At 68.2% G+C, this 26,292-nt stretch carries 17 protein-coding genes and 1 pseudogene; 14 read left to right on the forward strand and 4 right to left on the reverse strand.

Annotation, left to right across the window (positions count from 1 at the left end):
- Window positions 1-49: 49 nt before the first annotated feature.
- Genes ASD25_RS24020 through ASD25_RS24030 form a run of 3 tightly spaced genes read left to right on the forward strand, consistent with a single transcriptional unit; the run spans window position 50 to window position 2,746 of the window.
- The gene (locus tag ASD25_RS24020) at window positions 50-778 is read left to right on the forward strand and encodes a DUF969 domain-containing protein (protein ID WP_056621184.1); all 729 of its coding nucleotides are present in this window, start codon (window positions 50-52) and stop codon (window positions 776-778) included.
- Window positions 775-1,740, forward strand: coding sequence for a DUF979 domain-containing protein (locus ASD25_RS24025; protein ID WP_056621186.1), 966 nt, complete (start codon window positions 775-777; stop codon window positions 1,738-1,740). The genes ASD25_RS24020 and ASD25_RS24025 overlap by 4 nt, the downstream gene beginning before the upstream one ends.
- A gap of 1 nt (window position 1,741) precedes the next feature.
- Complete coding sequence (locus tag ASD25_RS24030) at window positions 1,742-2,746, forward strand: DUF2891 domain-containing protein (RefSeq protein ID WP_056621188.1); 1,005 nt, start codon at window positions 1,742-1,744, stop codon at window positions 2,744-2,746.
- Here ASD25_RS24030 and ASD25_RS24035 read toward each other — a convergent pair.
- Window positions 2,743-3,096, reverse strand: coding sequence for a DMT family protein (locus ASD25_RS24035; protein WP_056621192.1), 354 nt, complete (start codon window positions 3,094-3,096; stop codon window positions 2,743-2,745). The genes ASD25_RS24030 and ASD25_RS24035 overlap by 4 nt on opposite strands.
- 128 nt (window positions 3,097-3,224) lie before the next feature.
- On the opposite strand from ASD25_RS24035, the gene ASD25_RS30750 reads away from it, so the two are divergent.
- Entirely contained in the window at window positions 3,225-3,392 is a 168-nt protein-coding gene (locus ASD25_RS30750) for a hypothetical protein (RefSeq protein ID WP_156389450.1), read from the forward strand.
- A 12,857-nt stretch (window positions 3,393-16,249) separates the two neighbouring features.
- Window positions 16,250-16,480 carry a hypothetical protein gene (locus tag ASD25_RS24045; protein ID WP_056621196.1) on the forward strand — a complete coding sequence of 77 codons (231 nt, stop codon included), beginning with the start codon at window positions 16,250-16,252 and terminating at the stop codon, window positions 16,478-16,480.
- A gap of 98 nt (window positions 16,481-16,578) precedes the next feature.
- Here the strand turns inward: ASD25_RS24045 and ASD25_RS24050 are convergent, their stop codons facing one another.
- Window positions 16,579-17,559 (reverse strand): helix-turn-helix domain-containing protein, encoded by a 981-nt coding sequence (locus ASD25_RS24050; protein ID WP_082572601.1) that lies wholly within the window; start codon window positions 17,557-17,559, stop codon window positions 16,579-16,581.
- 135 nt (window positions 17,560-17,694) lie between these two features.
- On the opposite strand from ASD25_RS24050, the gene ASD25_RS24055 reads away from it, so the two are divergent.
- The 9 genes and pseudogenes from ASD25_RS24055 (at window position 17,695) to ASD25_RS24090 (ending at window position 25,538) form a co-directional block, all read left to right on the forward strand.
- Window positions 17,695-19,995, forward strand: coding sequence for a bifunctional salicylyl-CoA 5-hydroxylase/oxidoreductase (locus ASD25_RS24055; RefSeq protein ID WP_056621198.1), 2,301 nt, complete (start codon window positions 17,695-17,697; stop codon window positions 19,993-19,995).
- Complete coding sequence (locus ASD25_RS24060) at window positions 19,992-20,753, forward strand: SDR family NAD(P)-dependent oxidoreductase (protein ID WP_056621200.1); 762 nt, start codon at window positions 19,992-19,994, stop codon at window positions 20,751-20,753. The genes ASD25_RS24055 and ASD25_RS24060 overlap by 4 nt, the downstream gene beginning before the upstream one ends.
- Window positions 20,750-21,247 carry a MarR family winged helix-turn-helix transcriptional regulator gene (locus ASD25_RS24065; RefSeq protein WP_056621203.1) on the forward strand — a complete coding sequence of 166 codons (498 nt, stop codon included), beginning with the start codon at window positions 20,750-20,752 and terminating at the stop codon, window positions 21,245-21,247. The genes ASD25_RS24060 and ASD25_RS24065 overlap by 4 nt, the downstream gene beginning before the upstream one ends.
- On the forward strand, window positions 21,244-22,056 hold the full coding sequence (locus ASD25_RS24070; protein ID WP_056621205.1) for an enoyl-CoA hydratase family protein: 813 nt from the start codon (window positions 21,244-21,246) through the stop codon (window positions 22,054-22,056). Before ASD25_RS24065 ends, ASD25_RS24070 begins: the two co-directional genes overlap by 4 nt.
- Window positions 22,057-22,059: 3 nt before the next feature.
- On the forward strand, window positions 22,060-23,166 hold the full coding sequence (locus ASD25_RS24075; RefSeq protein ID WP_056621208.1) for an acyl-CoA dehydrogenase family protein: 1,107 nt from the start codon (window positions 22,060-22,062) through the stop codon (window positions 23,164-23,166).
- A pseudogene (locus ASD25_RS31375) lies at window positions 23,166-24,235 on the forward strand (AMP-binding protein); the annotation flags it as partial. The gene ASD25_RS24075 and the pseudogene ASD25_RS31375, both read left to right, overlap by 1 nt.
- A 183-nt stretch (window positions 24,236-24,418) precedes the next feature.
- Entirely contained in the window at window positions 24,419-24,724 is a 306-nt protein-coding gene (locus ASD25_RS31385) for a hypothetical protein (RefSeq protein ID WP_200943713.1), read from the forward strand.
- Window positions 24,721-25,143: a thioesterase family protein gene (locus ASD25_RS24085; RefSeq protein WP_056621210.1), complete on the forward strand. Its 423-nt coding sequence runs from the start codon at window positions 24,721-24,723 to the stop codon at window positions 25,141-25,143. Before ASD25_RS31385 ends, ASD25_RS24085 begins: the two co-directional genes overlap by 4 nt.
- Window positions 25,140-25,538, forward strand: a complete 399-nt coding sequence (locus tag ASD25_RS24090; RefSeq protein WP_056621213.1) for a RidA family protein — start codon at window positions 25,140-25,142, stop codon at window positions 25,536-25,538. Before ASD25_RS24085 ends, ASD25_RS24090 begins: the two co-directional genes overlap by 4 nt.
- Here ASD25_RS24090 and ASD25_RS24095 read toward each other — a convergent pair.
- Both ASD25_RS24095 and ASD25_RS24100 read right to left on the reverse strand, forming a co-directional pair.
- Window positions 25,531-25,791, reverse strand: a complete 261-nt coding sequence (locus ASD25_RS24095) for a SemiSWEET family sugar transporter (protein ID WP_056621215.1) — start codon at window positions 25,789-25,791, stop codon at window positions 25,531-25,533. The two genes, ASD25_RS24090 and ASD25_RS24095, sit on opposite strands and share 8 nt — an antisense overlap.
- The gene (locus ASD25_RS24100; RefSeq protein ID WP_056621220.1) at window positions 25,788-26,291 is read right to left on the reverse strand and encodes a low affinity iron permease family protein; all 504 of its coding nucleotides are present in this window, start codon (window positions 26,289-26,291) and stop codon (window positions 25,788-25,790) included. The genes ASD25_RS24095 and ASD25_RS24100 overlap by 4 nt, the downstream gene beginning before the upstream one ends.
- Between the last annotated feature and the right edge of the window lies 1 nt (window position 26,292).

The following is a 26,292-nucleotide window of genomic DNA, read 5'->3' on the forward strand; positions in this document are numbered from 1 at the left end:
AGGCGGCGAAGCGCGCAACTCTCCAGCAGAACTTTGGGGGGATCGCCGGATGCTGGTGCTTCTGGGAATCGCGGTCGTGGTCGCGGGCTTTATCGCCCGTATCAATCCGCTGTTGGTCATTCTGCTTGCCGCGATCGTCACCGGCGTGGCGGCGGCGGTCGCTCCGGGGGTCGACGCCCGCGGGCTGGGGCTGGCGGCGGTCAACACGCTGGCCGCCTTCGGGGACGCCTTCAACGACAACCGGTATTTCCACATTACCTGGCTGATCCTGCCGGTCATCGGTCTGCTGGAACGCGCCGGGCTACAGGAGCGGGCGCGGCTCCTGATCGCACAGGTCAAGGCGGCGACCGCAGGCCGGTTGCTGATCAGCTATCTGCTGGTGCGTCAGGCGACCTCGGCCCTGGGCCTGACCTCGCTGGGCGGCCATCCGCAGATGGTCCGGCCTCTGGTGGCGCCGATGGCCGAAGGCGCGGCCGAGGTCCAGGCCGGCGGCTCCCTGCCCGACTCCGTGCGGTTCCGCATCCGCGGCATGTCCGCCGCCACCGACAATGTCGGCCTGTTCTTCGGCGAGGACATCTTCATCGCCATCGGCTCCATAGTCCTGATGGTCGGCTTCCTCGAGCAGGCCGGGATCATCGTCGAGCCGCTACAGATGTCGGTCTGGGCCATCCCGACGGCCATAGCGGCCTTCGCCATTCACGGCGCGCGCCTGCTGCTGTTCGACCGGTCGGTTAAGCGTGACATCGCGGCCGCCGCGGACGCGGGAGCGTCGCAATGATCACCCTGGACCACGCCTATGTGCTGACGGGGCTGATGTTCGCAGCCTTCGCCATCCTGACGCTCGGAGATCGGACGCATCCGACGCGCATTCGCAGCGCGCTCTTCTGGGGCCTGATCGCGGTGTCGATGCTTTTCGGCTCGTGGTTGGGCGGGCTCGGCAACGGCATTCTCGTGCTGGCGCTGGTGGCCGTCGGCGGGCTGAAGAAGCTGGGCGTCGGCCATCCGCCCACCACCACGCTTGAAGAGCGACGCGAGGGCGCGGTTCGATACGGGAACGCCCTGTTCATCCCGGCCCTGATCGTGCCGCTGGTCGCGGTCGGCGGGACGCTGGCGGCCAAGCACACGGGGGCCGGCGCCTGGCTGCTGTCATCGACCCAGACCACGCTGATCGCGCTGGGCCTCGGCTGCGTCATCGCCCTGTTCGCCGCCATGGCGTGGCTGAGGCCGCCGGCGATGGCCCCCGTGCAGGAAGGGCGGAGGCTGATGGACTCCATCGGCTGGGCGGCGGTCCTGCCGCAGATGCTGGCCTCGCTGGGAGCCGTCTTCCTGGCCTCGGACGTCGGAGGCGTGGTGGGCGAACTGGTCAGTCAGGCCGTGCCGCTGACCTCGCCGCTGATTGCGGTCGTCGTCTATTGCCTCGGCATGGCGCTGTTCACCGTGATCATGGGCAACGCCTTCGCCGCCTTCCCGGTGATGACCGCTGCGATCGGCCTGCCGTTCGTGGTCGTCCAGTTCGGCGGCGATCCGGCCATCGTCTGCGCCATCGGCATGCTGGCCGGCTTCTGCGGAACGCTGATGACGCCCATGGCGGCCAACTTCAACGTCGTGCCGGCCAATCTGCTGGAGCTGCCCGACCGGGACGCGGCGCTGAACGGGGTGATCCGGGCCCAGCTGCCGACGGCCCTGATCCTGCTCGTGGTCAATATGGCGCTGATGTACGCCTTCGCCTTCAGGTTCTGAGATGACCCAACGCCTCGACGCCACCACAGCCTCCCGCTTCGCCTCGGCGGCGCTGGGCCATGTGGTCCGCGAATATCCGAACAAGATGGATCACGTCCTGTCCGGACCGGAGGACGTGCAAGGACCGCGCGCCCTGCACCCTATCTTCTTCGGCAGTTTCGACTGGCATTCGTGCGTGCACGGCTGGTGGACGCTGTTCACCCTGCTGCGGCTGTATCCCGACATGCCGGAGGCGGCGCGTATCCGGGCGCTGGCCGATGAAATGTTCACGCCCGCCAACGTCGCGGCCGAGACGGCCTATCTCGACCGTCCCGGAAGCCGCGGCTTCGAGCGACCCTACGGCTGGGCATGGCTGCTGATGCTGGCCGCTGAACTGGAGCGGCACGAGGACGGGCGCGCTAACATGCTGCGCCCTCTAACCGAGGCCTTCGCGAAACGCTTCAGCGACTTCCTGCCGCTGGCGGACTACCCCGTGCGCGTCGGGACCCACTACAACACCGCCTTCGCCCTGCGGCTGACGCTGGACTACGCCGAGGGCGCGGGCGAGGCGGCCCTGACCGCCCTGTGCCGGGAGCGGGCGTTGCGCTGGCATTCGGGCGACCGCGACTGCCCGGCATGGGAGCCGTCGCAGGACGAGTTCCTGTCTCCAGCCCTGATGGAGGCCGTCCTGATGCGGCGGGTCATGACGCCGGACGCCTTCGCCGGCTGGTTCGACGCCTTCCTGCCCCGGCTGGACCGGCGCGAGCCCGTGACCCTGTTCCAGCCGGTCGGCGTCAGCGACCGGTCTGACGGCAAGATCGCTCATCTGGACGGGCTGAACCTGAGCCGGGCCTGGTGCTGGCGCGAGGTCGCGGCAGCCTTGCCGTCACACGATCCTCGCCGGGCCATCGCGCTCAAGGCCGCCGAAGACCACCTCGACGCCGCCATGCCGCATGTCACCGGCGACTATATGGGCGAGCACTGGCTGGCCAGTTTCGCCCTGCTGGCGCTGCTGGCCGAGGCCTAGAGCGGCCCGCGGAACACGAACCAGGCGCCCGCGAGGATCAGGGCGAAGCCGACCGCGTGGTTCATCGTCAGCTTCTCGCCGAGGAAGGTGATCGAGAAGACGGCGAACACGACCAGGGTGATGACCTCCTGCATCGTCTTCAGTTCGGCGGCCGAATAGACCTGATGCCCGATCCGGTTGGCGGGCACGGCCAGGCAGTATTCGAAGAAGGCGATCCCCCAACTGACGATCACCACCAGCCAGAGCGGCTTGGACCCGAACTTCAGGTGGCCGTACCAGGCGAGGGTCATGAAGACGTTGGACGCCGTCAGCATCAGGATCGGCGCGAGGTGGGCGAAGGAGATCGGCATGCAGGACCTGTCGTGGCGTCCCCTCATGCACCAGTCGGCGACAGACCCGTCAAGGTGCGCGGGCCGGCACAGGAACCCGGCGCGGCCTCAGTCCGTTTCCGGCGCAGGTCGCGCGCATGGACGCGCCCATGGATGACGTTGCGATGCGGGCTGTTCGTGAATTCTGGCCGGTTCTGATCGGGGCGGCGATCCTGTCGATCGCGAGCGCATGGGTCGTCGTCAAGCTGGACGGCGACGGCGCCTCGATCCGGCAGGACCGGTACGAGCGCTTCGTCAACGGAACGCGCGGCGTCTGAGGCGATCTCGCGCGGCGGACTACGCCCCCGACCTTGCGGACGGGGGCGCGTACCTGATGCTTACCAGCTGACGTTCAGCTTGATGCCGATCTGGTTGTCCTGGAGCCGTTCGCTGAACAGCCCGCGGTAACCGGCCGAGACCGTCACGCCCTCGCCGGCGCCGATCTCGACGCCGAAGTCCGCGAGCCCGGCCAGCGGCGGGGTTTCGGCGCCCTCGACGGYGAAGGTCCCGAAGCCGATCGGCGCGCCGGTRAAGCGCATGTCGCCCGTGGCCTGACGGTCGCCCGCCATGGCCATGACACCGGCGCCGCCGTAGATCCGGAAGCCGTGGCCGTTGACGCGATAGTCCTGCGTCCCGCGGGCGCTGNAAGCGCATGTCGCCCGTGGCCTGACGGTCGCCCGCCATGGCCATGACACCGGCGCCGCCGTAGATCCGGAAGCCGTGGCCGTTGACGCGATAGTCCTGCGTCCCGCGGGCGCTGAGCTGCAGCGTCTGCCAGTCGCGTTCCTGCCCCGAGGCYTGCAGCGACAGGCCGCCGGCGCCGGTTTCCGTGTAGCCGTCGACCGAGGCGTTGGATGCGGTGCCGATGGCGCCAAGGGCGATCATCGTATTGTCCGACACCTGGAAGCGGCGCGCCACGCTGGCCGAGAGCGCCTGGCCCTCGACATGGGTGTTGCCGATGGCCGTGCCTTTGAACGCGCCGACGGTGACGCCGCGACGGGTGTCCAGATCGCCGCCGTAGAACGCCAGATCGGAAGAGCANGTATTGTCCGACACCTGGAAGCGGCGCGCCACGCTGGCCGAGAGCGCCTGGCCCTCGACATGGGTGTTGCCGATGGCCGTGCCTTTGAACGCGCCGACGGTGACGCCGCGACGGGTGTCCAGATCGCCGCCGTAGAACGCCGCGGTCACGTCCGCGGCCCAGACGCCGTCGTCGTAGGCCACATAGCCCGCGGCGTGCGACAGGTCGCTTTCGTAGTGGCCCTGACGGGCTGCGACGTCGCCTTCCAGACGGGTGACCCCGCCGGCCGCGCCGATGCTCATGGCGCCGATGCGCGAGCCGTAGCCGCCGGCGAAGCCGTTCAGCGTGCTCTCGACCGTGGCCTGGCCCGGCTTGCCGTCCAGGGTCTGGTCTCCGGCGTAGGCCGAGACCCAGCCGCCTGCGCCGCGTTCCGCCGAAGCGGCGGGATCGAAGGCGCCGAGGACATCGCCCAGACGGTCGGCGCTGGTCTCACGACCGCCGACGAAGCTGAGGCGGTCGACGAAGTTCAGCGCCTCGCCGCCATCGTTGCGGCCGCCCATGCCGCCTTCGCGCATGGCGTTCAGGAAGCTGTCGTTGGCGCTGAACATCGAGGTCGTGACGTCCGCCAGCGGCTCTCCACTGATGCTGTCGAGGGCTGCGGCCCGGTCGGCGGCGCTGAGGCCGGCGATCAGGCCGATAACGGCCGCCCAGTCGTCCGAAGCTCCAAGCTGGCCGCCCGACAGGGCCTGACCGACCGCGCGCTGGTTGCCCGTTCCGCTGGAGCCCGGATCGAGGCTGACGAGCTTGCGCAGTTCCAGCACGGCCGCGTTCGGGGCCAGGTCGTAGCGGACCCGCCAGAACAGGCCTTCCTGGGCCGCGGCGGTGAAGGTCGCGCCGTTGGCGAAGGTCCCGACCAGGTTATTGGCCTGCAGGAACAGGTAACGGGTCGCGAAGTCGGTAGCCGCCGTCCCGTGGAAGGTCGGCGCCAGGATGCCCCCGGTCAGGGTCGCGGCGCCGTTGATGCGCAGCTGGTCGATCAGGTTGCCGCCCGATGCGCCCAGGACGTCGATGGCCAGGGTGGCGCCGTTCAGCGTCAGGCCGCCGGCGGTGAAGCCGCCGATGCCGTTTTGAACACCGGCCAGACCAGGTGACAGGACCGCGCCGTTGGAGGCCGTGAGAGCTCCGCCGATCGTGCCCGCTCCGGTCACGCTGCCGCCCGAGGCCGACAGGCTTCCGGTGGTCGTGCCGGCGAAGCGCAGTTCGCCGCCGGTGTTGCTGATCGATGCGATCGTGTGATCGCCCAGCAGGGTGAACAGGCCGCCGGTATGAACCACCGAGCCCGTCCCCGACAGACGCCCGCCGAAGGCCGACTCGACCCCGCCGAAGGTCAGACGACCCGCGCCGACAGCGACATTGCCCATCCCGTACAGGGCGCCGATGCGCTCGTTGAAGCCGTTGAGATTGAAGGTCGCGCCCGCGGCCACCGAGACGGTGGCCGCGTCGGACAGGCGCTCGTTGGCGCCCAGCCGCAGCGTACCGGCGTTGATCTGGACCGCCGAAGCCGCCGCTGTTCCGCTCAGGGTCGAGACCCCGCCGAGGTTGAACAGGGTTCCTGCGCCGAGGTTGGCGTTCACGGTGGCGGCGTTCAGCTGGTACTGGGTCGCCGTCAGCGTGCCGGTGCCCGCCAGCGTGCCGTTAAGCACGGCGAGGTTCACCGTGTCGTTGAAGGCGCCGAGGTTCAGCGTCGAACCCGAGGCGACCGAGACCGAGGCCGTATCGGCCAGTCGGTTGGAAGCGCCGAGCGTCAGCGTGCCCGCGAGAACCTCGACAGTGTGCGCGGCGCTGGTTCCGGTCAGCGTCGAGACGCCGCCGAGGTTAAACAGGCTGCCGGCGCCGAGGTTGGCGTTGATGGTTGCGCCGTTGAGGCCGTACTGGGCGGCGGTCAACGTGCCGGTTCCGGACAGGGCGCCATTCAGCAACGCCAGGCCGACCGTGTCACGGAAGGCGCCGAGGTCGAGCGTCGAACCCGAGGCGACAGCGACCGTGGCCGTATCAGCCAGACGGTTTGACGCCTCCAAGGCCAGCGTGCCCGCCAGCACCTCGACCGTGTTCGCAGCGCTGGTTCCCGTCAGCGTGGAAACGCCGCCGAGGTTGAACAGGCTGCCCGCCCCGAGGTTGGCGTTGATGGTTGCGCCGTTGAGAGCGTACTGGCCGGCCGTCAGCGTGCCGGTTCCGGCCAGGGCGCCGTTCAGCAACGCCAGACCGACCGTATCGCTGAAGGCGCCGAGATCGAGAGTCGAACCCCAGGCGACCGAGACCGTGGCGAAGTCGGCCAGTCGGTCAGAGCCGCCGAGCGTCAGCGTACCGGCCTGCACCCACACATTGGCGGAGCCGCTCGTCCCGTTCAGGGTCGAAACGCCGCTCGTGTTGAACAGATCGCCGGCGCCGAGGTTGGCGTTCACGATGGCGCCGTCGAGGTCGTATTCGCCCGCCGTCAGCGTGCCGGTTCCGGCCAGCGTTCCAGCCAGCGCGGCGACCGCGACGGTGTCGTCGAAGGCGCCGATGTCGAGCGTGGCTCCGCTGGAGACGCCGAGGATCGCCGCATCCGCAATGCGGTCGGATGCGCCCAGTGTCAGGGAGCCGCCGAGCACGGACAGCAGATCGGCGCTGGAAACGCCGTTCAGGGCCGTGTCTCCGCCGACCACATAGACGGAGCCGCCCGCCAGATTGGCGTCGATCATCGCGCCGTCCAGCTGATGCTGGACCGCCGTCAGCGTGCCGGTACCGGCGAGCGTGCCGTAGATTTCGGTCACATTGACCGTCTCGTCGAAGGCGCCGAGGTCGAAGGTTGCGCCCGGCAGGACCTGAAGGTCGGCCGTGTCGAGGATCCGGTTTGATGCGCCCAGCGCCAGCGTGCCGTCCAGAACGGCGACGAGGTTGGCAGCCGACGTTCCGTTCAGCGTCGAGATCCCGTCGATGTTGAACAGCAGGCCCGTCCCGAGGTTGGCGTTCACGGTCGCGTCGGCGAGTCCGTAGACCGAACCCGTCAGCGTACCTGTGCCGGCAAGCGTCCCCTGCAGGATCGCGACATCGACGGTGTCGCTGAACGCGCCGAGATCCAGTGTCGCGCCGAGGCCCACGCCCACGATGGCGGTGTCCGCCAGACGGTTCGAAGCCCCGAGAACCAAGGTTCCGGCGTCAACCGACACCAGATCCGCGCCGATCAGACCGTTCAGCGTCGAGACGCCGCCCAGATTGTACAGGACGCCGGAGCCGAGGTTGGCGTTCACGGTCGCGCCGTCCAGACCGTAGTCGAAGGCCGTCAGCGTGCCCGAGCCGTTCAGCACGCCCTCGATGAAGGCGTTGTCGACCTCTTCGTTGAAGGCCTGCAGGTCGACCGAACCGCCGGCAGCAATCAGCAGGCTCGAGGCGTCGGCCAGAACGTTCGACGCGCCGAGAGTCAGAACGCCGTCCACCACCGTCGCGCCGGTGTAGGTGTTCGCCCCCGTCAGGGTGAGGCCGTGGCCCGCGCCGATCACCAGATCGCCGAAGCCGCTGATGACGCCGGCGTAGAGGCTGTTCTGGGCGCCGCCGAGGGTCAGGACGCTGGAGCCCAGATCCACGGAGCCCGATCCAGCCAGAGACGCGATCGTTTCGTCGTCCAGCAGGGCGAGGGAGCCGCCGCCGGCGATCATCACGCCGGCCGCATCGTTGATGGCCGAACCGCCGGTAACCGCGAGCGTTCCCGAGAGCAGGCTCCAGCCCGCCGTCGAAACGTCAACGCCGGTCAGGGTCCAGACGCCCGCGCCGTTCATGGCGCGGCTTTCGAAGTTCACCACGCTGTCGATGGCCAGCGTTCCGTTGCCCGAACCGTCCAGCACAAAGGCGTCCACGCCGTCGCCGCCATCCAGGATCGAGCTGAAGCTGGCGGTGTCGAACAGGGTGACCGTGTCGGCGCCAGCGCCCGCATTGAGCACGCCGTTCAGCGCACCCGCCAGCGAGACCAGGTCGTCGCCGCCGCTGGTGAGGACCGCGCCGGTCGTGGTCGATCCGGCGAGGAAGGTCAGGCTGTCGTTGAAGACGCCGACGCTTTCGATGGCGTTCACCGTGCCGGAGATCGCGCCCGAGCTGGTGAGGTTGAGCGCGGCTTGCGAACGCACGCCGCTCTGCCCGCCGGTGATATCTCCGGTGTTGGTGATCGTTCCACCGGCCTGCAGCAGAACGCCCTGACCGGACGTGCCGGTAATCGAACCGTCGTTCGTCAAGGTTGCTGAACCGGTGACGATATTCACGCCGTTCGTCACGCCGGTGATCGAGCCGCCCGTCAGGTTGGCGATGGTGGTTCCGCCATTGCCGACAACGCCCGATGCGGTGCTGCCGATGAGGACGCCGTCATTGGTGAGAGAGCCGCCGCCGGTGACGAAGTTCACGGCGTTGCCGCCACGGATCGTGCCCGAGTTGACGACTGTCGCGCCGAGCCCGTCGAGGTACAGGCCCGCGCCCGTGCCGGTCGTCGTGATCTCGCCGCCCGCCAGGTTGGTGACGCTGGAGTTGGCGCCGAACAGCCGCACGGTGGACGCCGCCCCGCCGCCGCGGATCAGGCCGCTGTTGATCAGCGTGCCTGCGCCCTGGGTGTAGATGGCGTTCGACCCGGACGTGATCGTACCGGTATTGGAGATCGTCCCGGTCCCGCCCGCATAGATGCCCGAGCTGTTGAAGGCGGTGTTGGTCGCGGCGATCACGCCGTCATTGGTCAGATCGAGGTTCTGAATGGCGGTGACGGCGAAGACGGCGTTGATCGCGCCGGTCGCCTGGTTGGTCAGCGTCAGCCCGCCGTTCGCGAACACGCCGTTGCTTCCGGCTGTGATCGTTCCCGCATTATTCACCTCGCCGTTGGCTCCCGTCAGGAAGACGCCGGTTCCGTTCTGGCTCTGGATCGTCCCGCCGGCCGTCAGATTGACGACCGAGTTCAGCCCGCCAAAGACGGCGTTGCCGTTGACGATGCTGACGTTCGAGAGGGTCGCAGTCGAACCCGCGCTGACGCCGACGCCGTTGGTCGCGGTGATCGCGCCGCTCAGGGTCACGATCCCGTTGACGTTCACCGTTCCCGTTCCGCTGACGGCGTTGGTGAAATCGTGATCGTCGTTGCGTGCGAACGTAACCGACGCGCCGTTGGCCAGAACCACCGACCCGTCGATCGAACCCGCCGTCGCGCCGTCGCCGATCCGCAGCGTTCCGGCGTTGACGGTCGTGCCGCCCGTGTAGTCGCTGTCGCCCGCCAGAATGAGCGTGCCAAGGTCAGTCTTGACCAGACCGCCGGCGCCGGTCAGGGCCGAGGCAATGGTCGCCGTCCAGCCTGCGCCGGGCGCCGTGCCGTTGCCGACGCGGACGATCGTGCTGGCGCTAACCAGATCGATGGCGTCGCCCTCGATCCGGTAACCGTTGGCTGCGAACTGGATGCCGGTGACGCCGACATCGCCGAGGCTGTTGTCGACGGTCACCGTGCCGCCGGCGCCCTGGAAGATGGCGAAGCCGGGCTGGGGCGTCATGGCGCCGTTCGACAGGCCGCTGGCGTCGGTCCAGTTCGATCCGGCCGCGGTCCACACGCCTGCGCCGCCGTTGACGGCGCCGTTGTCATGCTGGGCGCCGTTGCCGCCGTCCCAGAAGAGCAGCTCGTTGGGGGCATGGACGATGTTGACCTGGCCCGCAACCGAGGTCTGGACCGACATCCGCTGGGTTGCGCCCGGCGTCGTGCCGATGACGAGACCGTTGTCGGTCAGCATGCCGCCGTAGGTCATCAGACCATACACCCCGAAGCCGAACGCTCCGGTGCTGGCGACATTGACCGTGCCGTCGAGGATCAAGGCATCGTCAACTGCGAACAGGGCCGAGCCGCCCGCGCCGCTGAAGGTCGCATTGATCGCCGAGCTCGCACCGAGCAGCAGGTCGCCCATCGTGAGAGTCGAGCCCTGCGCTCCGTTCAGAGAGGCGCCGTTGGCGACGGTGACCGCGCCCTGGACGTATCCGCCACCGCTCAGAGCGGCGCCCGCGGCCACGCTGAGGTCTGAACCGAGAACGCCGTTGACAATCAGCGAGCCGCCGGTGACCGAGGCCCCGCCGGAGAAGCCGGCGGTTCCGGTAAGCGTCAGCGCGCCCGACTGATGCGCGAAGGTCTCGAAGCTGAGCAGGTTGGTCAGATTGATGGAGGCAGACCCGCCGGCGAGGTTCGAGACGAAGCTGTCTGTGCCGCCCGCGCCGTAGACAAGCCCGCTGAACGAACCGCCCTGGTAGGTGAAGGAGTCGGCTCCGTCGCCCAGATCGGCGCTGGTCATCGAACCCGTACTCGCCAGGGTCAGGTTGTCGACGCCCGCGCTCGCAGTGGCCGTATAGGCTCCGTTCAGCACACCCCCGATATTGATGGTCTGCGTTCCGGTGGCCATGGAGACGATCTGGCCGTCGGCGGTCGATCCTGCCAGCAGGTTGACGGTCTTCGATCCCGCGCCGCTCAGCAGGATTGAACCGGTCGCCCCTGAGATTGTGCCGCCCGACTGGTTGGTGATCGTGCCGACGTCCGTCAGTTGCACGCCGTAGCCGACGGAGCCGTCGATCAGGCCGGCATTGGTGATCGTGCCGCCGGCAAACAGGCGCACGCCCGCCGCGCGTCCGGCCACTGCGCCGGCAGCGAGGTTGGTCAGGGAGCCGCCGGCTATGAGGTCCACGCCATAGGCGTTGGCTGCGGCGCCGCTGCGATCGACGCCCGAGAGCGACGTCGCTGCATCCGTTGTGGCGCCGGCCACGATGACGCCGGAGTTGGTGATGCTATGGGCGAAGCTCGAGCCCTGGAGGCCGTTCTGAAGACCGGCGATCACGCCGTTGTTCACGACCGTGCCGAGTCCGCTCTGGAGGGTCACGCCGTTGTATTGACCGGCGATGACGCCGCCGGCGTTGTTGGTGATCGATGAAACGCCGCTCGCCTCTACGCCCGTAGACGCCGCGCCTGCGCCGCTCGCGGAGCGGATGACGCCGCTGTTGGTCAGTGTGAGCGCACCGTTGGAGCTGACGCCATAGGCGGTCGTTCCGAGAATCACGCCGCCGGCGAGGTTGGACACCGTGCCGCCGCCGCCCAGGTGCACGCCGCGGGCTCCGGCGATCGTTCCGCCATTTGAGACGCTGGCTCCCGCAGCGCTTGTGTAGACGCCGCCCGCGGCGCCGAAGATTCCACCGCCCGACTGGTTCACAAGGGTCAGGGCGCCGGCGGTGAACAGGCCGTACCCGTTGACCGTGACGTCGCCCGCAATGTTGCGGCCGATCGTTCCGGCGTTGGTGACGCTGACGGCGCCGGCGGAGCCGCTGACGATGCCGTTGCCGTTGCCGCCGGTGGTGATGTAGCCGCCCGCGAAGTTGTTGACGGTCAGGGCGCCGGTCGAGTTCTCGATGCCATTGTACTGGTCGCCCAGGACCAGACCGTAGTTGTTCACGACCAGAAGCCCGCCGGTCGAGAGGTCGTGGCGAATGCCGGCGTTCCAGCCGCGAATGGTCGATCCGGCGCCGGTGTCGCTGGCTGAGCCGTTGTTGATCGTGATCGTCCCGCTGGTGGCCTGGACGTAGACTGCCGCGCCGATCGCATTGGCGACGCCGCTGTTTGTGACGGAGCCGAGATTGTTCAGGGTCGAGCCCACACCGGTCATGTGGACGCCCAGCTGTCCGCCGCCGACGATCGAGCCGCCGTTGGCGACTCCCAGACTGGCGCCGGAGCCGCTTACAACGACGCCGGTGCCGGTGGCTCCGCTGCGCGAACCTGCGATAACCGCCGCCGCACCATTCAGGACGGAGAACGCGCCGGTGCTCGTGACATTGCCCGCGAAGGTCACGGGAGCCGTCGATCCGATCTGGATTCCGCCCGAGCCCGAAATGTTCTGCGCCACCGTGCCCGCGGTGTTGTTCAGGTAGTAGAGAACGCCGTTGTTGACGATCGATCCGCCGGACAGGCCGTTCACGCCGCCCGATTGAATGAACACGACGGTGTTGTTGTTGACCGTGGTGACGCCGCCCCAGCTGTTGGCGTTATTGGTCAGATAGATATCGCCGCCGTTGAAGGTGACATACTGGTTCGCCCCGCCGACGCCTGCAGTCTCATAGATGCGGCCTGCCAGGGTGATCGAGCCGCCCGCCGTCTTGTTCAGAATCGTCGGGTCCGCCGCCTGCTGTCCGGCTGCCACTTCCAGCGAGATGTCGTTGCTGTAGGTCCCGCCCGCGGCGAAATCGATCTGCGGATCGATCAGGCGGATGACGCCCGTGCCGGCGGCGCTGGTGTGCGCCAGCCGCAGGATGCCCGAGTTGACGATGGTGCCGCCGGTGTAGGTGTTGTTCCCCGAAAGAATGAGCGTGCCCGGCCCGGTGAGGGTCAGGGCGCCAGCGCCGCTGATGACGCCCGACTGGGTCAGGGTCATGCCCGAGGCCACGCCGAGGCCGCCCGCGCCCGCCAAGGCGATGGTCCGGGTGTTGCTCATCGACGCCGTGGTCGTGATCGAACCGTTGTTCATCGTCAGGGCGGTGGCGCCCTGTAGCTGCTGGGTGTTGCCGATCGACAGGGCGGCGCCCCCCGTGATCGACAGGCCTGAGGTGAAGCTGGTCTGGTTGCCCGTGCCGGTGAGCGTCCAGGTTCCGCCCGTGAAGGCGCCGGTGTTCCAGCTGGTCAGGTTGTCGACGCTGAAGGTCCGCGAACCCGATCCGGTGAATGTCAGGGTGTCGGCGCCCGAACCGCCCTCCAGCAGGGTGTAGCCGGTGGCGCTGGTGTTCAGGGTCAGGTTGACGGCGCCGCTGTTGCCGCTGGCGTCGAGATTGCCGCTGAAGAGGCCGGCGAGCGTCACCGTGCGCGCGCCTGTCCCCGACAGATTCATGTTGCCGGTGGTGATGGAGCCGGCCTGAAGGTTGATCGTAGCCGTGCCGCTCGTGGCCGCCTGAATCGAACCGAGCGATCCGCCGGAGAGCGTGGCGCCCGACGCGTTGGTCAGGTTCAGCGAACCACCCGTGGTGTTGACGGCATAGCCGTTGCCGCTGATCGTGCCCCCGGAATTGTTGGCGATGGTGACAGTTCCGGCGGTCTGCGAGACGCCGAAGCCCGTGCCGACGCTCGACCCGTTGATCGAGCCCGTGTTGGTTACGCTGAAGTCGCCGGTCCCGCTCATGACGAAGCCCGCCGCGAGGCCCTCGAGGGACCCGGCGTTTGTCAGGCTGGATCCGCTGGCTCCGGTTCCGGTGTTGTTGAACGAAAGGGCGCTCGCGGTGGCGTTGATCGAGCCGTTGTTGATGATCGCCCCGCTCGTGCCGGCCCAGCCATAGCCCCCGCTGTTGCTGCCCGTCAGCGTCAGCGTGCCGCTGAGGTGACTGTAGGTCTCGAAATTCAACAGGTCGGCAAGGTTGAGAGACCCTGAGCCGCCGGTGCCGAGCACGCTGTTAAACGTGTCGCCCGCACCGGCGCCGCCATCGATCGCACCCCCGATCGAGCCGCCGTTCCAGTTAAAGGTGTCGTTGCCGCCTCCGAGGTTCACGGCGCCGCCGATGGAGCCCGTCGCCGCAAGCGTGAAGCTGTCGACGCCCGTGCCGCCGCCGGCGTTGTAGCCGCCGGTGACCGTACCCGCGAGCGAGACCGCGCGATTGCCGGAGCCGGTGGACAGGATCCCGCCGTTGACGGTCGAGCCCGCATTGAGGTTCAGCGTGGCCTGATCGTCCGAGATCACGCGAATCGCCCGCCCGCTGGCGAGCCCGCTCAGCCCGTTGATCTGCCCGCCGCTGTTGTTGGTGATCGTCGTGGCGCCGTCCTCGACGTTGATCGCATAGCCGAGGGTGGTGTCGGAACCGCCGGTGATCGTGCCGGTGTTGACGATCTGATAGGTCGAGCCCGCGGTGCGGCTCAGATAGACGCCAGCGGCCGTATTCGCGCTGATGGCGGCGCTGTTGGTCAAGGTGCCGGAGGTGTTGGCCCCGGTGAGGTTGATGCCGTCGACGACCCCGTTGATCACGCCGCCGGCGCTGTTGGTGATGTTGGCGGTCGTGGTGGTGTTGTTACCGGTGAGCCCTGTATTGCCGGTGATCGTGCCGCCGGTGTTGTTGACCGTGAACGTGTTGTTGACGTTGAGAATTCCGTGGGCGCCCCCATTGATCGCGCCGGTGTTGTTGACCGTGCCGCCCGACATCCGCACCGCCGCCTCGCTCGCGGCCGCGCCCGTGCCCGTGATCGTGCCCGCGTTGGTGACGGTCGAGTTGCTCGAGTTTAAAATGCCGGTCCGGCCGCTGATGATCCCCGTAGCCGTGTTGGTCGTCGCAGCGCCGCTGGCATTAATGATGCCGGCGTTGCCACTGTTCGCGCCGGTGGAGGTGATCGTGCCCGAGTTGGCCACGGTTGCGAGGCTGCTGTTGGTGAAAAGGCCCGCCGATCCAAAGCCGTGCAGGCCCGTGGTGCTGCTGCTTGTGCCGGTGACGGTCGCGCCTTGCTGAACCGTGTAGTTGGTAGTTCCCGCCGAGAAGCCGTCGACGCCCGTGCCGCCGGTCACGTTCGCACCGATCGTCACCGTGTTGGTGGGCGTTCCGGCCGCGCGGTTGAGCTGAATGCCGGCCGCGGTCCCGGTGACGGCCGCCGTGGTCGTGATCGACATGGCGCCCGTAGAGGTTCCGCTGGCGACGACCTGCACGCCATAGGCCCCTGCCGTGCTGGCCCCGATCGAGGCGCCCACATTGATCGCGATCGGTCCCGCCCCCGACGAGCTGGCGACCGAAATCCCGGTCCCGACGCCCGCCACATTTGCGTTGATCGTGCCGCCGCCGCTGGTCGTGAGGCTGATCGCGCCGCCGGTGGCGTTGATGCCGGTGGCAGCGGTGATCGCCGTCTGCGAGTTGACGTTGGCCTCGCCGCCCACTGCATCCGCGCGGATGCCGGTTCCCGTCGCGCTGATCGAGCCGCCGGTCGACGAAAACAACACATAGCCGCCGCTGGCCTGGGACTGGCTCAGTTGAACGCCGGTCGCGAAACCGCTGACGACAGATGTGCCGAAATAGACTTCGGGGTGCAGCAACGCCTGGACGTCGATCCCGATGAGGGCCGTTCCGTTTCCGGTGATCGTCTGGGTCTGGCCGGTGGAGTTGAAATTGATGAACCCGCCTGCCGCCAGGGCGCGGATGCCGTAGCTGCCCTGGAAGGTGTTGCTGCTGGTCGACAGGTTCACCCCAAGATTGAAGTTGCTCTGGACGTAGAGGCCCGAGCCGCCGCTCACATTTGTGCGGAGTGAGTTGACGCCAATCAGTTCGACGCCGCTGGTGCTCAGAAGACGGACGGCGTCTGCCGTTGGCACGCCGGTCGTGTTCAGAATGGACACGCCGTTGATCGTTGACTGATAGGGGCTGGCGTTCGTGATGCTGACGCCGTCAGAGGCGCCGGGCGTCGTGCTGCTGGCCGATCCCGGGGTGTAGGTGATCGAGCCGCCGCCCGCCGGGTTGACCGTCTGGGCGAAGGCCGGCGAGCAGGCCAGGCCCGCCGCGATCAGGGCCGTCGAGCCCAGCAGGCCCATGCGGATCCGACGCGAAGCGTCCTTGTCCGTCTTCGAGCGAGCAGGCGAACGCGAGCCCGCGACGGGACGCTTGTTGGAAACCGACATCTCTGAACCCACCCCGACCGGTCGGCTGCCGCCGACCCTCAAAATACAAATCACGCGCAGAGGCGGGTACACGTCCCCACTCCAACGACCGCCGGTAATACATTGGCAACCATAACGAAGGAACGACTCACGTAGCGACGTTCGTCCCAAAGTTGGGACAGCTCGCCCGCAGAGGGATTTTTGAAGGTCGTTCAAGGGTTTCCTCCCCGCATCGGCGAGGCGGCACCCCGGTCAAACTGTACAGTGCAAGGTCGATTTTAGACTTAAGGATGTGCAAACAACCTGTGATCGGTACTTGCAGTTGAGCCTTCCACGCCACAGTTCGAACGAATTTCCGCCCGGCGTCACTGGAAGCTGTGGCGCCCGTGCAATAGACGTGAGAGATAGCAGCCTAGCCTTGCAACCAACGCTCCAGCGTGGTGTTGTGTTGGCCGACGCTGTCAAATCATCACGGAGCCGACCCATGAAGAAAACTCTCGCTGCAATCGCCACCGGCGCCCTGCTGATCGCCGGCCAGGCCGTCGCCGCCAACCAGGTCTCGGCCGCACCGAGCGTCGCTGACCGCGTGGGCAGCACCGCTGGCGCCTCCGACGAGTTCGGTGGTTCGATCGCCCCCGGCCTGATCTTCGCCGTTGTGGCCATCGCCGCCTTCGCCGCCGTCACGGCCGCCGACGACGACGCTGAAAGCGACTGAGTCGACCCTCTGGCGTTTTCGTCAGACCAGATATCTACAGGAACGGCGGCTTCTTTCGAGGCCGCCGTTTTCTTTTGTGTGCTGTCAGCCCGTTGCCGTCAGGCGATTTCACCCATCCAGCCCGAGCGTCGCCGGCTGTCCCGCGGATCGCCGCCGGCAGCCGCAACACCGTCGCTGTAGGCCTGGGGCGAGATCTCATAGGCTTCGCTGAACACACGAGCGAGCTGGAATTCGTCCGGGAATCCATAGGCGCGAGCCAGATCCGACAGTCGCCTGTACTCCCCGTTGTCGAGCGCGCGCCGAACGCCCTCCAGTCGCCGCTTCTGGATCAGGCGGGCGACGCCGCCCTGATCCTCGAAAAGACGGTACAGAACGGAGCGGGACATGCCTGTCCTCCGGCTGAGGGACGCCACCGACAGGGACGGATCGGCGAGGTTCTCCAGTATCATCCGCTCGACAGAGTCCCGCCGAATATATTCCCGCTGCCGGGCCTCGTTGCTGGCTCGCACATCCTTGTCCTCGGCCGAGGCGAGGATGTGGATGAAGGCCCGTGAAAGCCCGGGCTGGGTCCCCGTCTGCATCGCATCGCCGTTGCGAGCGAGGGATTGCAGAAAATCAGCCAGAATCAGATTGCGCGGCGCGTTCAGGACAAGGCCGTGCAGGCCGGCCGTGGTCCCCCTCGCGGCCTCGATAATCCCCCGGGGTACGCTGGCGGTCAGCACATGGGCCTCGTCGAACTCGGTGCGCGAGGGGCGGGCGGTGTCGGTCACATAGATGTCGCTGGCGACCGCCTCCTCGAAGCCACTCTCCGGGCCGCCCACGACCCGGCCGGACACCACGAGGCTGAGCACGACGTGGTCAAAGCCGTCGTTCCCCGCCCGGGCGTTCCGGGAATGCACCACGCCGGAGAGACGTCGGTCGAACAACAGGAGGCTCTCAAGCCGCCATGCCCTCACCTCGGCGCGAAACTCTCCGGCGCCGCGCGTGATGTGCAGACCGCCGTCGTAGAGCAGCACATAGGCGGCGAAAGCGTCTTCCGGCGGCAGAGTTTGACTACTGAAGCTAAGACGCTCGGGCATACGGTACTGGGACGCTGCAATTCTGTAATTGTGATCCACAACACTGGGCTGATTGATCCGCGTTCGTCAAGAAATGGCGATTCCTTGGCTCGCCTTTTGATGGACGCTCGCCCGATTTTGCTTTAGGTTTAAAATATGTCTTCAGGCCGGGCTGTCGAAAGCATAGCGATTGCGGGTGCGGGCCCCGGCGGCCTGTACCTCGCCATATCGCTCAAGCTGCGAAATCCGGCGCTGGACGTGGTCGTCCATGAACGCAATCGCCCGGACGACACTTTCGGCTGGGGCGTGGTCTTCTCTGACCAGACCCTGGCGAATCTGAAGGCCAACGATCCCGAAACGGCGGCGATCATCGAGGCGGCCTTTGTTCACTGGGACGACATCGACGTCCATATTCGCGGCCGGACGGTCCGCTCGGGCGGGCACGGCTTCGCGGGCATCGGCCGCCAGAAGCTGCTGACGATCCTGCAGGAACGCGCCCGCTCGCTCGGCGTCGATCTGCGGTTCCAGGACGAGGTCGCCGACATCCGCGCCCTGCCCGCTGACGTGGTCGTGGCCGCCGACGGGCTGAACAGCAGGACCCGGAACGAGGCGCCCGAGGTGTTCGGTGTCGACATCGACGTGCGGACCAACAAATACATCTGGCTGGGTACGAAACAGGCGTTCGACGCCTTCACCTTCGCCTTCGTCGAGACCCCTTGCGGCTGGATCTGGGCCCATGCTTACCAGTTCGAACCGGGCGCCTCGACCTTCATTGTCGAATGCACGGAGGCGACCTGGCGCGGCCTCGGCTTCGACGAAATGGACACCGACCAGACCTGCCGCGCGGCCGAGACCCTGTTCGCCGACTGGCTGGGCGGCCACGCCCTGATGAGCAATGCCAAACACCTGCGCGGCTCGGCCTGGCTGAACTTCCCGCGCGTCGCCTGTTCGAACTGGCGCGACGGCAAGGTGGTGCTGCTGGGCGACGCCGCCCACACCGCCCACTTCTCCATCGGGTCCGGCACCAAACTGGCGTTCGAGGACGCCATCCGCCTGGCCGAGGCGTTGACCGACGGCGGCGACCTCGACAACGCCCTCGCCGCCTATGAGACAGAGCGACGGGTCGAGGTGCTGAAGCTGCAGAGCGCGGCCCGCAACTCCACCGAATGGTTCGAGACCGTCGACCGCTACCTCGGCCTCGACCCGCTGCAGTTCGCCTACAGCCTGCTGACGCGCAGCCAGCGGGTCAGCCACGAAAACCTGCGCCTGCGCGACCGCGACTTCCTGACCGGCGTCGAGCGCTGGTTCGCCGAAAGCGCCGGCGCTCCGCCCACGGACGATCCGCCCGCGCCGATGTTCGCGCCCCTGCGGCTGCGCGGCCTGACCCTGCCCAATCGTGTCGTGGTTTCGCCGATGTGTATGTATTCGGCCGAGGACGGGACGGTCGGCGACTTCCATCTGGTCCATCTGGGCGCGCGCGCGCTGGGCGGCGCCGGCCTGCTCTTCACCGAGATGACCGATGTCTCGGCCGACGCTCGCATCACGCCCGGCTGCGCGGGGATGTACCGGTCCGAACACCGCGACGCCTGGAAGCGGATCGTCGACTTCGTCCACGGCCAGGGATCGCGCATCGCCATCCAGCTGGCTCACGCCGGCCGCAAGGGATCGGTCGAACGGCCGTGGGGTCCGCGCGCCGACCAGCCCCTGACGGAAGGCGGGTGGGAGCTGATCGCCCCCTCCCCCATTCCGTGGTCGGACGAAGATCAGACCCCGCGCGAGATGACCCGCGGCGACATGGACCGCGTCCGCGACGACTTCGTCAGGGCGACCCGCTGGGCCGACGAGGCCGGCTTCGACATGGTCGAGCTGCACTGCGCCCACGGCTATCTGTTGTCGTCCTTCCTGACGCCGGTCTCGAACCATCGCACCGACGAATACGGCGGCTCCGTCGAAAACCGCCTGCGCTTCCCGCTGGAGGTCTTCGCCGCCATGCGCGCCGTCTGGCCCGACGACGGGCCCATGTCCGTCCGCCTGTCCGCCAGCGACTGGGTCGAGGAAGGCCTGACGCCCGAGGATTCCGTCGCCATCGCCCGCGCCTTCGCCGAGGCCGGCTGCGACCTGATCGACGTGTCCGCCGGCCAGACCTCCGAGGATTCGCGCCCCGTCTACGGCCGCATGTTCCAGACCCCGCTGAGCGACCGCATCCGCAACGAGGCGGGCGTCGTCACCATGGCGGTCGGCAACATCTACGAAACCGACCACGTGAACAGCATCCTCGCCGCCGGCCGCGCTGATCTGTGCGCCCTCGCCCGGCCGCATCTGGCCGATCCGAACTGGAGCCTGCGGGCCGCCGCCGAAACGGGCTGGCGCGGCATCCAGCCGCCGGTCCAGTACCGCGCCGGCTTCGCCCAGCTGGCCCGCAACCTCGAACGACAGCAGCAGGCGGGACCCGTATGAGCCTGAGCGGACATCACGCCGTGGTCACCGGCGCCGGCTCCGGCATCGGCCGGGCGACCGCCGAACGGCTGGCCGAGGCCGGCTGTCAGGTCACCCTGATCGGCCGCCACGTCGCGCGCCTGAACGAGACCGCCGACCGCATCGGGGCCCTGGCCTTCGCCGCCCCGGCGGACGTCACCGATCCGGACGCCCTCGCAGCAGCCATCGAGGTCGGCCGCGACCGGTTCGGCCCCGTCGACATCCTGATCAACAACGCCGGCGCCGCAACCTCGGCTCCCTTCCTCAAGACCGACGCCGACGCCTTCCGCGCCATGCTGGCCCTCAATCTGGAAGCCCCGGCGGAGGCCGCGCGGCTGGTCCTGCCCGGCATGCTGACGCGCCGCTGGGGCCGGATCGTCAACGTCGCCTCGACCGCCGGGCTGAAGGGCTACGCCTATGTCTCGGCCTATGTCGCGGCCAAGCACGGCCTCGTCGGCCTGACCCGCGCCATGGCGCTCGAGGTCGCCAGCAAGGGCGTCACGGTCAACGCCGTCTGCCCCGGCTTCACCGAAACCGAACTGGTCGCCCGATCGATCGAGTCGATCACGGCCAAGACCGGCCGCAGCGAGGAGGAGGCCCGCGCCGCCCTTGCCGCCTCCAACCCGCAGGGCCGGCTGATCACGCCGGACGAGGTGGCGATGACCATCGTCTGGCTGTGCGGCGAGGGCGCCTCGGGCGTCAACGGCGCGGCCGTCCCCGTCGCGGGCGGCGAACTGTGAGCCCCGCCGCCCTTCCCGACAGGCTGGGCGGCGCGCCTGACGGGAAGCGGTCGCTGCGCCTCTGGTTGCGCCTGCTGACCTGCTCCACTTGCATCGAGCAGACGGTGGCGCAGCGTCTGCGCGACGAGTTCGACACCACCCTGCCCCGGTTCGACATGCTGTCGGCGCTGGACCGCGCGGGCGAGGCCGGTCTCACCATGGGCGAGGCCGCGGGCATGCTGATGGTGTCCAACGGCAACATCACGGGGCTGGCGACGCGTCTCAAGGCCGACGGCCTGATCGAGGCCATGCCCGGCTCGGACCGACGGGTTCAGCGCGTGCGCCTTACGCCGCTGGGCCATACCCGGTTCGCGGCCATGGCCCGGGCCCACGAACGCTGGATCGAGGCCCTGTTCGCCGACCTCAGCGAGGCCGAGGCTGACGAGCTGACCCGCCTGCTGGAACGGACCAAGCGGTCCCTCCACGTCACCACCCATGAGGAGCTGAACGGATGAAGGCGCGCGACTACAAGGTGGCCCATTTCCTGTGGTCGGTCGACGACGACGGCGTCGCGACCCTGACGCTGAACCGGCCCGAGCGGAAGAATCCGCTGACGTTCGACTCCTACGCCGAGATGCGCGACCTGTTCCGCGCCCTGGTCCACGCCGACGACTGCAAGGTGGTGATCGTCACCGGCGCGGGCGGCAATTTCTCCTCAGGCGGCGACGTGCACGAGATCATCGGCCCGCTGACCGAAATGGACATGCCGGCCCTGCTGAACTTCACCCGCATGACCGGCGATCTGGTCAAGGCCATGCGCGGCTGCCCCCAGCCGGTCATCGCGGCGCTGGACGGCGTCTGTGTCGGCGCCGGGGCCATCATGGCCATGGCCTCGGACCTGCGCATCGCCACGCCGCGGACGAAGACGGCCTTCCTGTTCACCCGTGTGGGTCTGGCGGGCTGCGACATGGGCGCCTGCGCCATCCTGCCCCGCCAGATCGGTCAGGGCCGGGCGTCGGAACTGCTGTTCACCGGCCGGGTCATGACTGCCGACGAGGGCGAGCGCTGGGGCTTCCACAACCGCGTCGTCGAGGGCGAGGCCCTCATGGAGACGGCAATGGAGATGGCCCGGTCGCTGGCCAAGGGGCCGACCTTCGCCCACGGGATCACCAAGAACCAGCTCAACGTCGAATGGGACATGAGCCTGGACGCCGCCATCGAGTCCGAGGCCCAGGCCCAGGCCATCTGCATGCAGACCAACGACTTCCGCCGCGCCTACGAGGCCTTCGCGGCGAAACGCGAGCCGGTGTTCGAGGGGAACTGAGTCATGGCGGACCGCACCTTCCTCGACTGGCCCTTCTTCGACGACCGCCACCGCGCCTTCGCCGCCGACATCGACGCGTGGGCCGAGGCCAACGGTGAGGCGCTGCACCTCCACGGCGACCACGATCTCGATGGCGACTGCCGTACGATCCTGAAGGCGCTGGCCCAGGGCGGCTGGCTGAACAACGCCGTCCCTGACGCGAACGGCAAACTCGACGTCCGCACCCTGTGCCTGACCCGCGAGACCCTCGCCCGCCATTCCGGCCTCGCCGACTTCGTCTTCGCCATGCAGGGCCTCGGCTCGGGGCCCATCAGCCTGTTTGGGACGGACGACCAGAAGGCCCGCTGGCTGCCCGGCGTGGCCTCGGGCCAGACCATCGCCGCCTTCGCCCTGTCCGAACCCGACGCCGGCTCTGACGTCGCCGCCTTGTCCACCAGCGCGCGCCGCGACAGCGACGGCTGGGTTCTGGACGGGACCAAGACCTTCATTTCCAACGGCGGCCTCGCCGACCGCTACACCGTCTTCGCCCGCACCGGCGAGGGGACCGGCGCCAAGGGCATCAGCGCCTTCGTCGTCGACGCCGCAACGCCCGGTTTCGAGATCGTCGAGCGCATCCCCCTGATGGCGGCCCACCCGCTGGCCACGATCCGGTTCAACGCCTGCCGCGTCGACGCCGACCGCATCCTCGGCGCGCCGGGCGACGGCTTCCGCATCGCCATGGCCACGCTGGATGTGTTCCGCTCGACCGTGGCCGCCGCCGCCCTCGGCTTCTCGCGCCGCGCGCTGCAACTGGTGCAGGCCTCGCTGGCCGACATGGCTCTGAAGATCGACGCCTCGGCCCTGCTGATCTACCGCGCCGCCTGGCTGAAGGATCAGGGCGTGCCGCGCGTCACCCGCGAGGCCGCCATGGCCAAACTCTACGCCACCGACGAGGCCCAGCAGGTCATCGATCAGGCCGTCCAGCTGTTCGGCGGCCTCGGCGTCGTCTCGGGCCATCCGGTGGAGCGGCTGTACCGCGAAATCCGCGCCCTGCGCATCTATGAGGGGGCCTCGGAGGTGCAGAAGATCGTCATCGCCCGGCAGGTGCTTGCCGGCATGGGAGGCGCCTGATGGGGAGCAGCGCGCATCTCGACCGGTTCGTGCTCGACCATCTGCCGCCGGCGGATCAACAGCCGGAGCTGGTCTTCGACCTGCCGGAACTGGCCTATCCCGAGCGGTTGAACGCCGGCGTGGAACTGCTGCGCCGCGCCATCGAAGCCGGCGGCCCGGACGGCCGCGCCCTGATCGACTTCGACCACGAATTCTCGTGGTCCCGCGTCGACGCCATCTCGGGCCGGATGGCGCAGGTGCTGGTCGAGGAGATGGGGCTGGTCCCTGGAAACCGCGTCCTGCTGCACGGCCCCAACTCCAGCTGGACCGTCCTTGCATGGTTCGCGATCCTGAAGGCCGGCGGCGTGGTCGTCGCCACCATGCCCATGCTGCGCGCGGCCGAACTGGCCACCGTCATCGACAAGGCGCGGATCAGCCACGCGCTGGTGTACACGGCCCTTGCCGAGGCCGTGACCGAGGCCCGGGCGAGCGCGACCTCGCTGACACATGTGATGGACTCCGGCGCCCTCCAGAAGGCTGCCCAGTCCCTGCCCGCCGGTTTCCGATTCGACGCGGTGGACACGGCCGCCGACGACCCCGCCCTGATCGCCTTCACCTCGGGCACCACGGGCAAGCCCAAGGGCTGCGTCCACTTCCATCGCGACATCCTCGCCATGGCCGACACCTTCGCCAGGCACATCGTCAGCCTGACGAAGGAGGACGTCGTCGTCGGCACCCCGCCCATCGCTTTCACCTTCGGCCTCGGCGGACTGGTGGTCTTCCCGGCCGCTGTCGGAGCCGCCACAGCTTTCGCCAACCGCCCCGGCTTCGACGCCCTGGCCGAGACCGTCGCCCGCCATCGCGCCACCGCCCTGTTCACCGCTCCCACCGGCTACCGCGCCCTGCTGAAGCTGGCCGGCGACCACGACCTGTCCTCCCTGCGCACCTGCGTCTCGGCCGGGGCGTCCGCATCATCGACGGCATCGGCTCGACCGAGATGATCCACGTCTTCATCTCGGCCCGCGGCGACGACATCCGCCCCGGCAGCACCGGCAAGGCCGTGCCCGGCTATCAGGCCCGCATCATCGACGCCGACGGCCGGCCCCTTCCTCCCGGCGAGACCGGCCGCCTCGCCGTGCGCGGCCCGACCGGCTGCCGCTATCTCGATGACGACCGTCAGGCCGCCTATGTCCAGAACGGCTGGAATCTGACGGGCGACGTCTACCGGCTGGATGAGGACGGCTGGTTCTGGTTCGTGGCCCGGTCCGACGACATGATCATCTCGTCCGGCTACAACATCGGCGCGCCCGAGGTGGAGCACGCCCTGCTGCGCCACCCCGCCGTCGCCGAGGCCGCCGTCATCGGCGCGCCCGATCCCGAGCGCGGCCAGATCGTCCAGGCCTTCGTCGTGCTGAACGAGGGCCACACCCCGTCCGACGCCCTGCGCGCCGAGCTCCAGACCTTCGTGAAGGGCGTCATCGCCCCCTACAAATACCCGCGCGGCCTCGATTTCGTGGACGCCCTGCCCAAGACCCAGACCGGCAAGCTGCAGCGCTTCCGGCTGAAGGAGCCGACATGACCGGCCAGGTATTCACGGTCCAGCGACGCGTGCGCTTCGCCGACTGCGACGCGGCGGGGATCGTCTTCTTCCCCCGCTATTTCGAGATGCTGAACGGGGTGGTCGAGGACTGGTTCGCCGGGCCGCTCGAGGCCTCGTTCCGCGAACTGCACGTCGAACGCCACGTCAGCGTCCCCACCGCCGCCGTCGAGGCCCGGTTCATTGCCCCTTCGCGTCTGGAGGACGAACTGACCTTCGAACTGACGGTGACGAAGCTGGGCGGGGCCTCCTGCGGCCTGCGCCATCGCATCAGCGCAGGCGGCGAGCTGCGCTTCGAGGCGACCCAAACCATCGTCTACGTCGGCGCCTCGCTGAAGCCCGAGCCCTGGCCCGAGGCCCTGCGCGCCCGCATCGCCCCCTTCGTGGAGACCGCCCCATGAACCGCGTCCTGCTGCCCGAAGGCTGGCCCCGGCCAAAAGGCTATTCCAACGGCGTCGAGGCCAGCGGCCGGATGGTCTTTGTCGCCGGCCAGATCGGCTGGACGCCCGAGGGTGTGTTCGCCGAGACCGGTTTCGCGGGCCAGTTCCGCCAGACGATCGAAAACACCCTCGCGGTCCTGACCGAGGCCGGAGCCGGGCCTGAACACATCGTCCGCATGACCTGGTACGTGGTCGACAAGGCTGAATACCTGTCCGCCCTGCGCGAGATTGGGGCGGTCTGGCGCGAGCTGATCGGGCCGAACTATCCCGCCATGGCCGTGGTCGAGGTCAAGGGACTGATCGAGGACGCTGCCCGCATCGAGATCGAGACGACCGCCGTCGTTCCTGTCAGCTGAACCGCCACTTCATCGCCAGCACGCCCGACGCCATCACCAGGGCGCAGGCGTTGGCTATGACGATCGGCCAGGCCGTCGTCAGGACACCATAGGCGGTCCACAGGACGAAACAGGTCACCGTCAGGGAATAGGTCTTCAGCGAGACGGAGGAGGCGTCGCGTTCCTTCCAGATCTTGATCATCTGCGGGGCGAAACTGGTGATCGAACACAGGGCGGCTGCTGTGCCGACGATGTTCGCGGCCAGATCGCTCACGCCCGCGCCTTCCGCGCCACCTTGGTCCCTGTCTCGGCACGGGCCTTGGTCCTGACCTTTGGTTTCGGGTCCGGTTGTCGGCGGGCGCCCGAGGTGTCTTCAGCCCGTGTCGCCACGACTGGAAGCGCCTTGGCCCCCTCTCCGTGGATCCGCTCCGCTCGCTGCTCCACCTGCCCGAGAATCTTGTCGAGGTCCTTTTCCGTCAGATGCTCGATGCCGATGAACCGCTCGTCGGCGGCGCGGATGGCGTGGATCAGTTCGTCCAGCTTGGCCTGCATGGCCGCGCCGTCGCGGTTCTGGGTGTTCTGGATAAGGAACACCATCAGGAAGGTGATGATGGTCGTGCCGGTGTTGATGATCAGCTGCCAGGTCTCGCTGAATTTGAAGATCGGTCCGGTCGCGGCCCAGATCAACACGATCAGCACACAGCCGATAAAGGTCCAGGGCTTGCCGGCGATCCTGGCGGTGGCTGTGGCGAAGGAGACGAACAGCTTTTCCATG

The organism is Brevundimonas sp. Root1423 (assembly GCF_001426805.1).

Bases quoted from the DNA above. Each gene is read 5' to 3' on its own strand.
- ASD25_RS24035 (WP_056621192.1), bottom strand. From the start codon at position 3,096: ATGCCGATCTCCTTCGCCCACCTCGCGCCGATCCTGATGCTGACGGCG.
- ASD25_RS24050 (WP_082572601.1), bottom strand. From the start codon at position 17,559: ATGCCCGAGCGTCTTAGCTTCAGTAGTCAAACTCTGCCGCCGGAAGAC.
- ASD25_RS24060 (WP_056621200.1), top strand. From the start codon at position 19,992: ATGAGCCTGAGCGGACATCACGCCGTGGTCACCGGCGCCGGCTCCGGC.
- ASD25_RS24045 (WP_056621196.1), top strand. From the start codon at position 16,250: ATGAAGAAAACTCTCGCTGCAATCGCCACCGGCGCCCTGCTGATCGCC.
- ASD25_RS31385 (WP_200943713.1), top strand. From the start codon at position 24,419: ATGATCATCTCGTCCGGCTACAACATCGGCGCGCCCGAGGTGGAGCAC.
- ASD25_RS24020 (WP_056621184.1), top strand. From the start codon at position 50: ATGCTGGTGCTTCTGGGAATCGCGGTCGTGGTCGCGGGCTTTATCGCC.
- ASD25_RS24070 (WP_056621205.1), top strand. From the start codon at position 21,244: ATGAAGGCGCGCGACTACAAGGTGGCCCATTTCCTGTGGTCGGTCGAC.
- ASD25_RS24100 (WP_056621220.1), bottom strand. From the start codon at position 26,291: ATGGAAAAGCTGTTCGTCTCCTTCGCCACAGCCACCGCCAGGATCGCC.
- ASD25_RS30750 (WP_156389450.1), top strand. From the start codon at position 3,225: ATGGATGACGTTGCGATGCGGGCTGTTCGTGAATTCTGGCCGGTTCTG.
- ASD25_RS24025 (WP_056621186.1), top strand. From the start codon at position 775: ATGATCACCCTGGACCACGCCTATGTGCTGACGGGGCTGATGTTCGCA.
- ASD25_RS24090 (WP_056621213.1), top strand. From the start codon at position 25,140: ATGAACCGCGTCCTGCTGCCCGAAGGCTGGCCCCGGCCAAAAGGCTAT.
- ASD25_RS24030 (WP_056621188.1), top strand. From the start codon at position 1,742: ATGACCCAACGCCTCGACGCCACCACAGCCTCCCGCTTCGCCTCGGCG.
- ASD25_RS24075 (WP_056621208.1), top strand. From the start codon at position 22,060: ATGGCGGACCGCACCTTCCTCGACTGGCCCTTCTTCGACGACCGCCAC.
- ASD25_RS24085 (WP_056621210.1), top strand. From the start codon at position 24,721: ATGACCGGCCAGGTATTCACGGTCCAGCGACGCGTGCGCTTCGCCGAC.
- ASD25_RS24055 (WP_056621198.1), top strand. From the start codon at position 17,695: ATGTCTTCAGGCCGGGCTGTCGAAAGCATAGCGATTGCGGGTGCGGGC.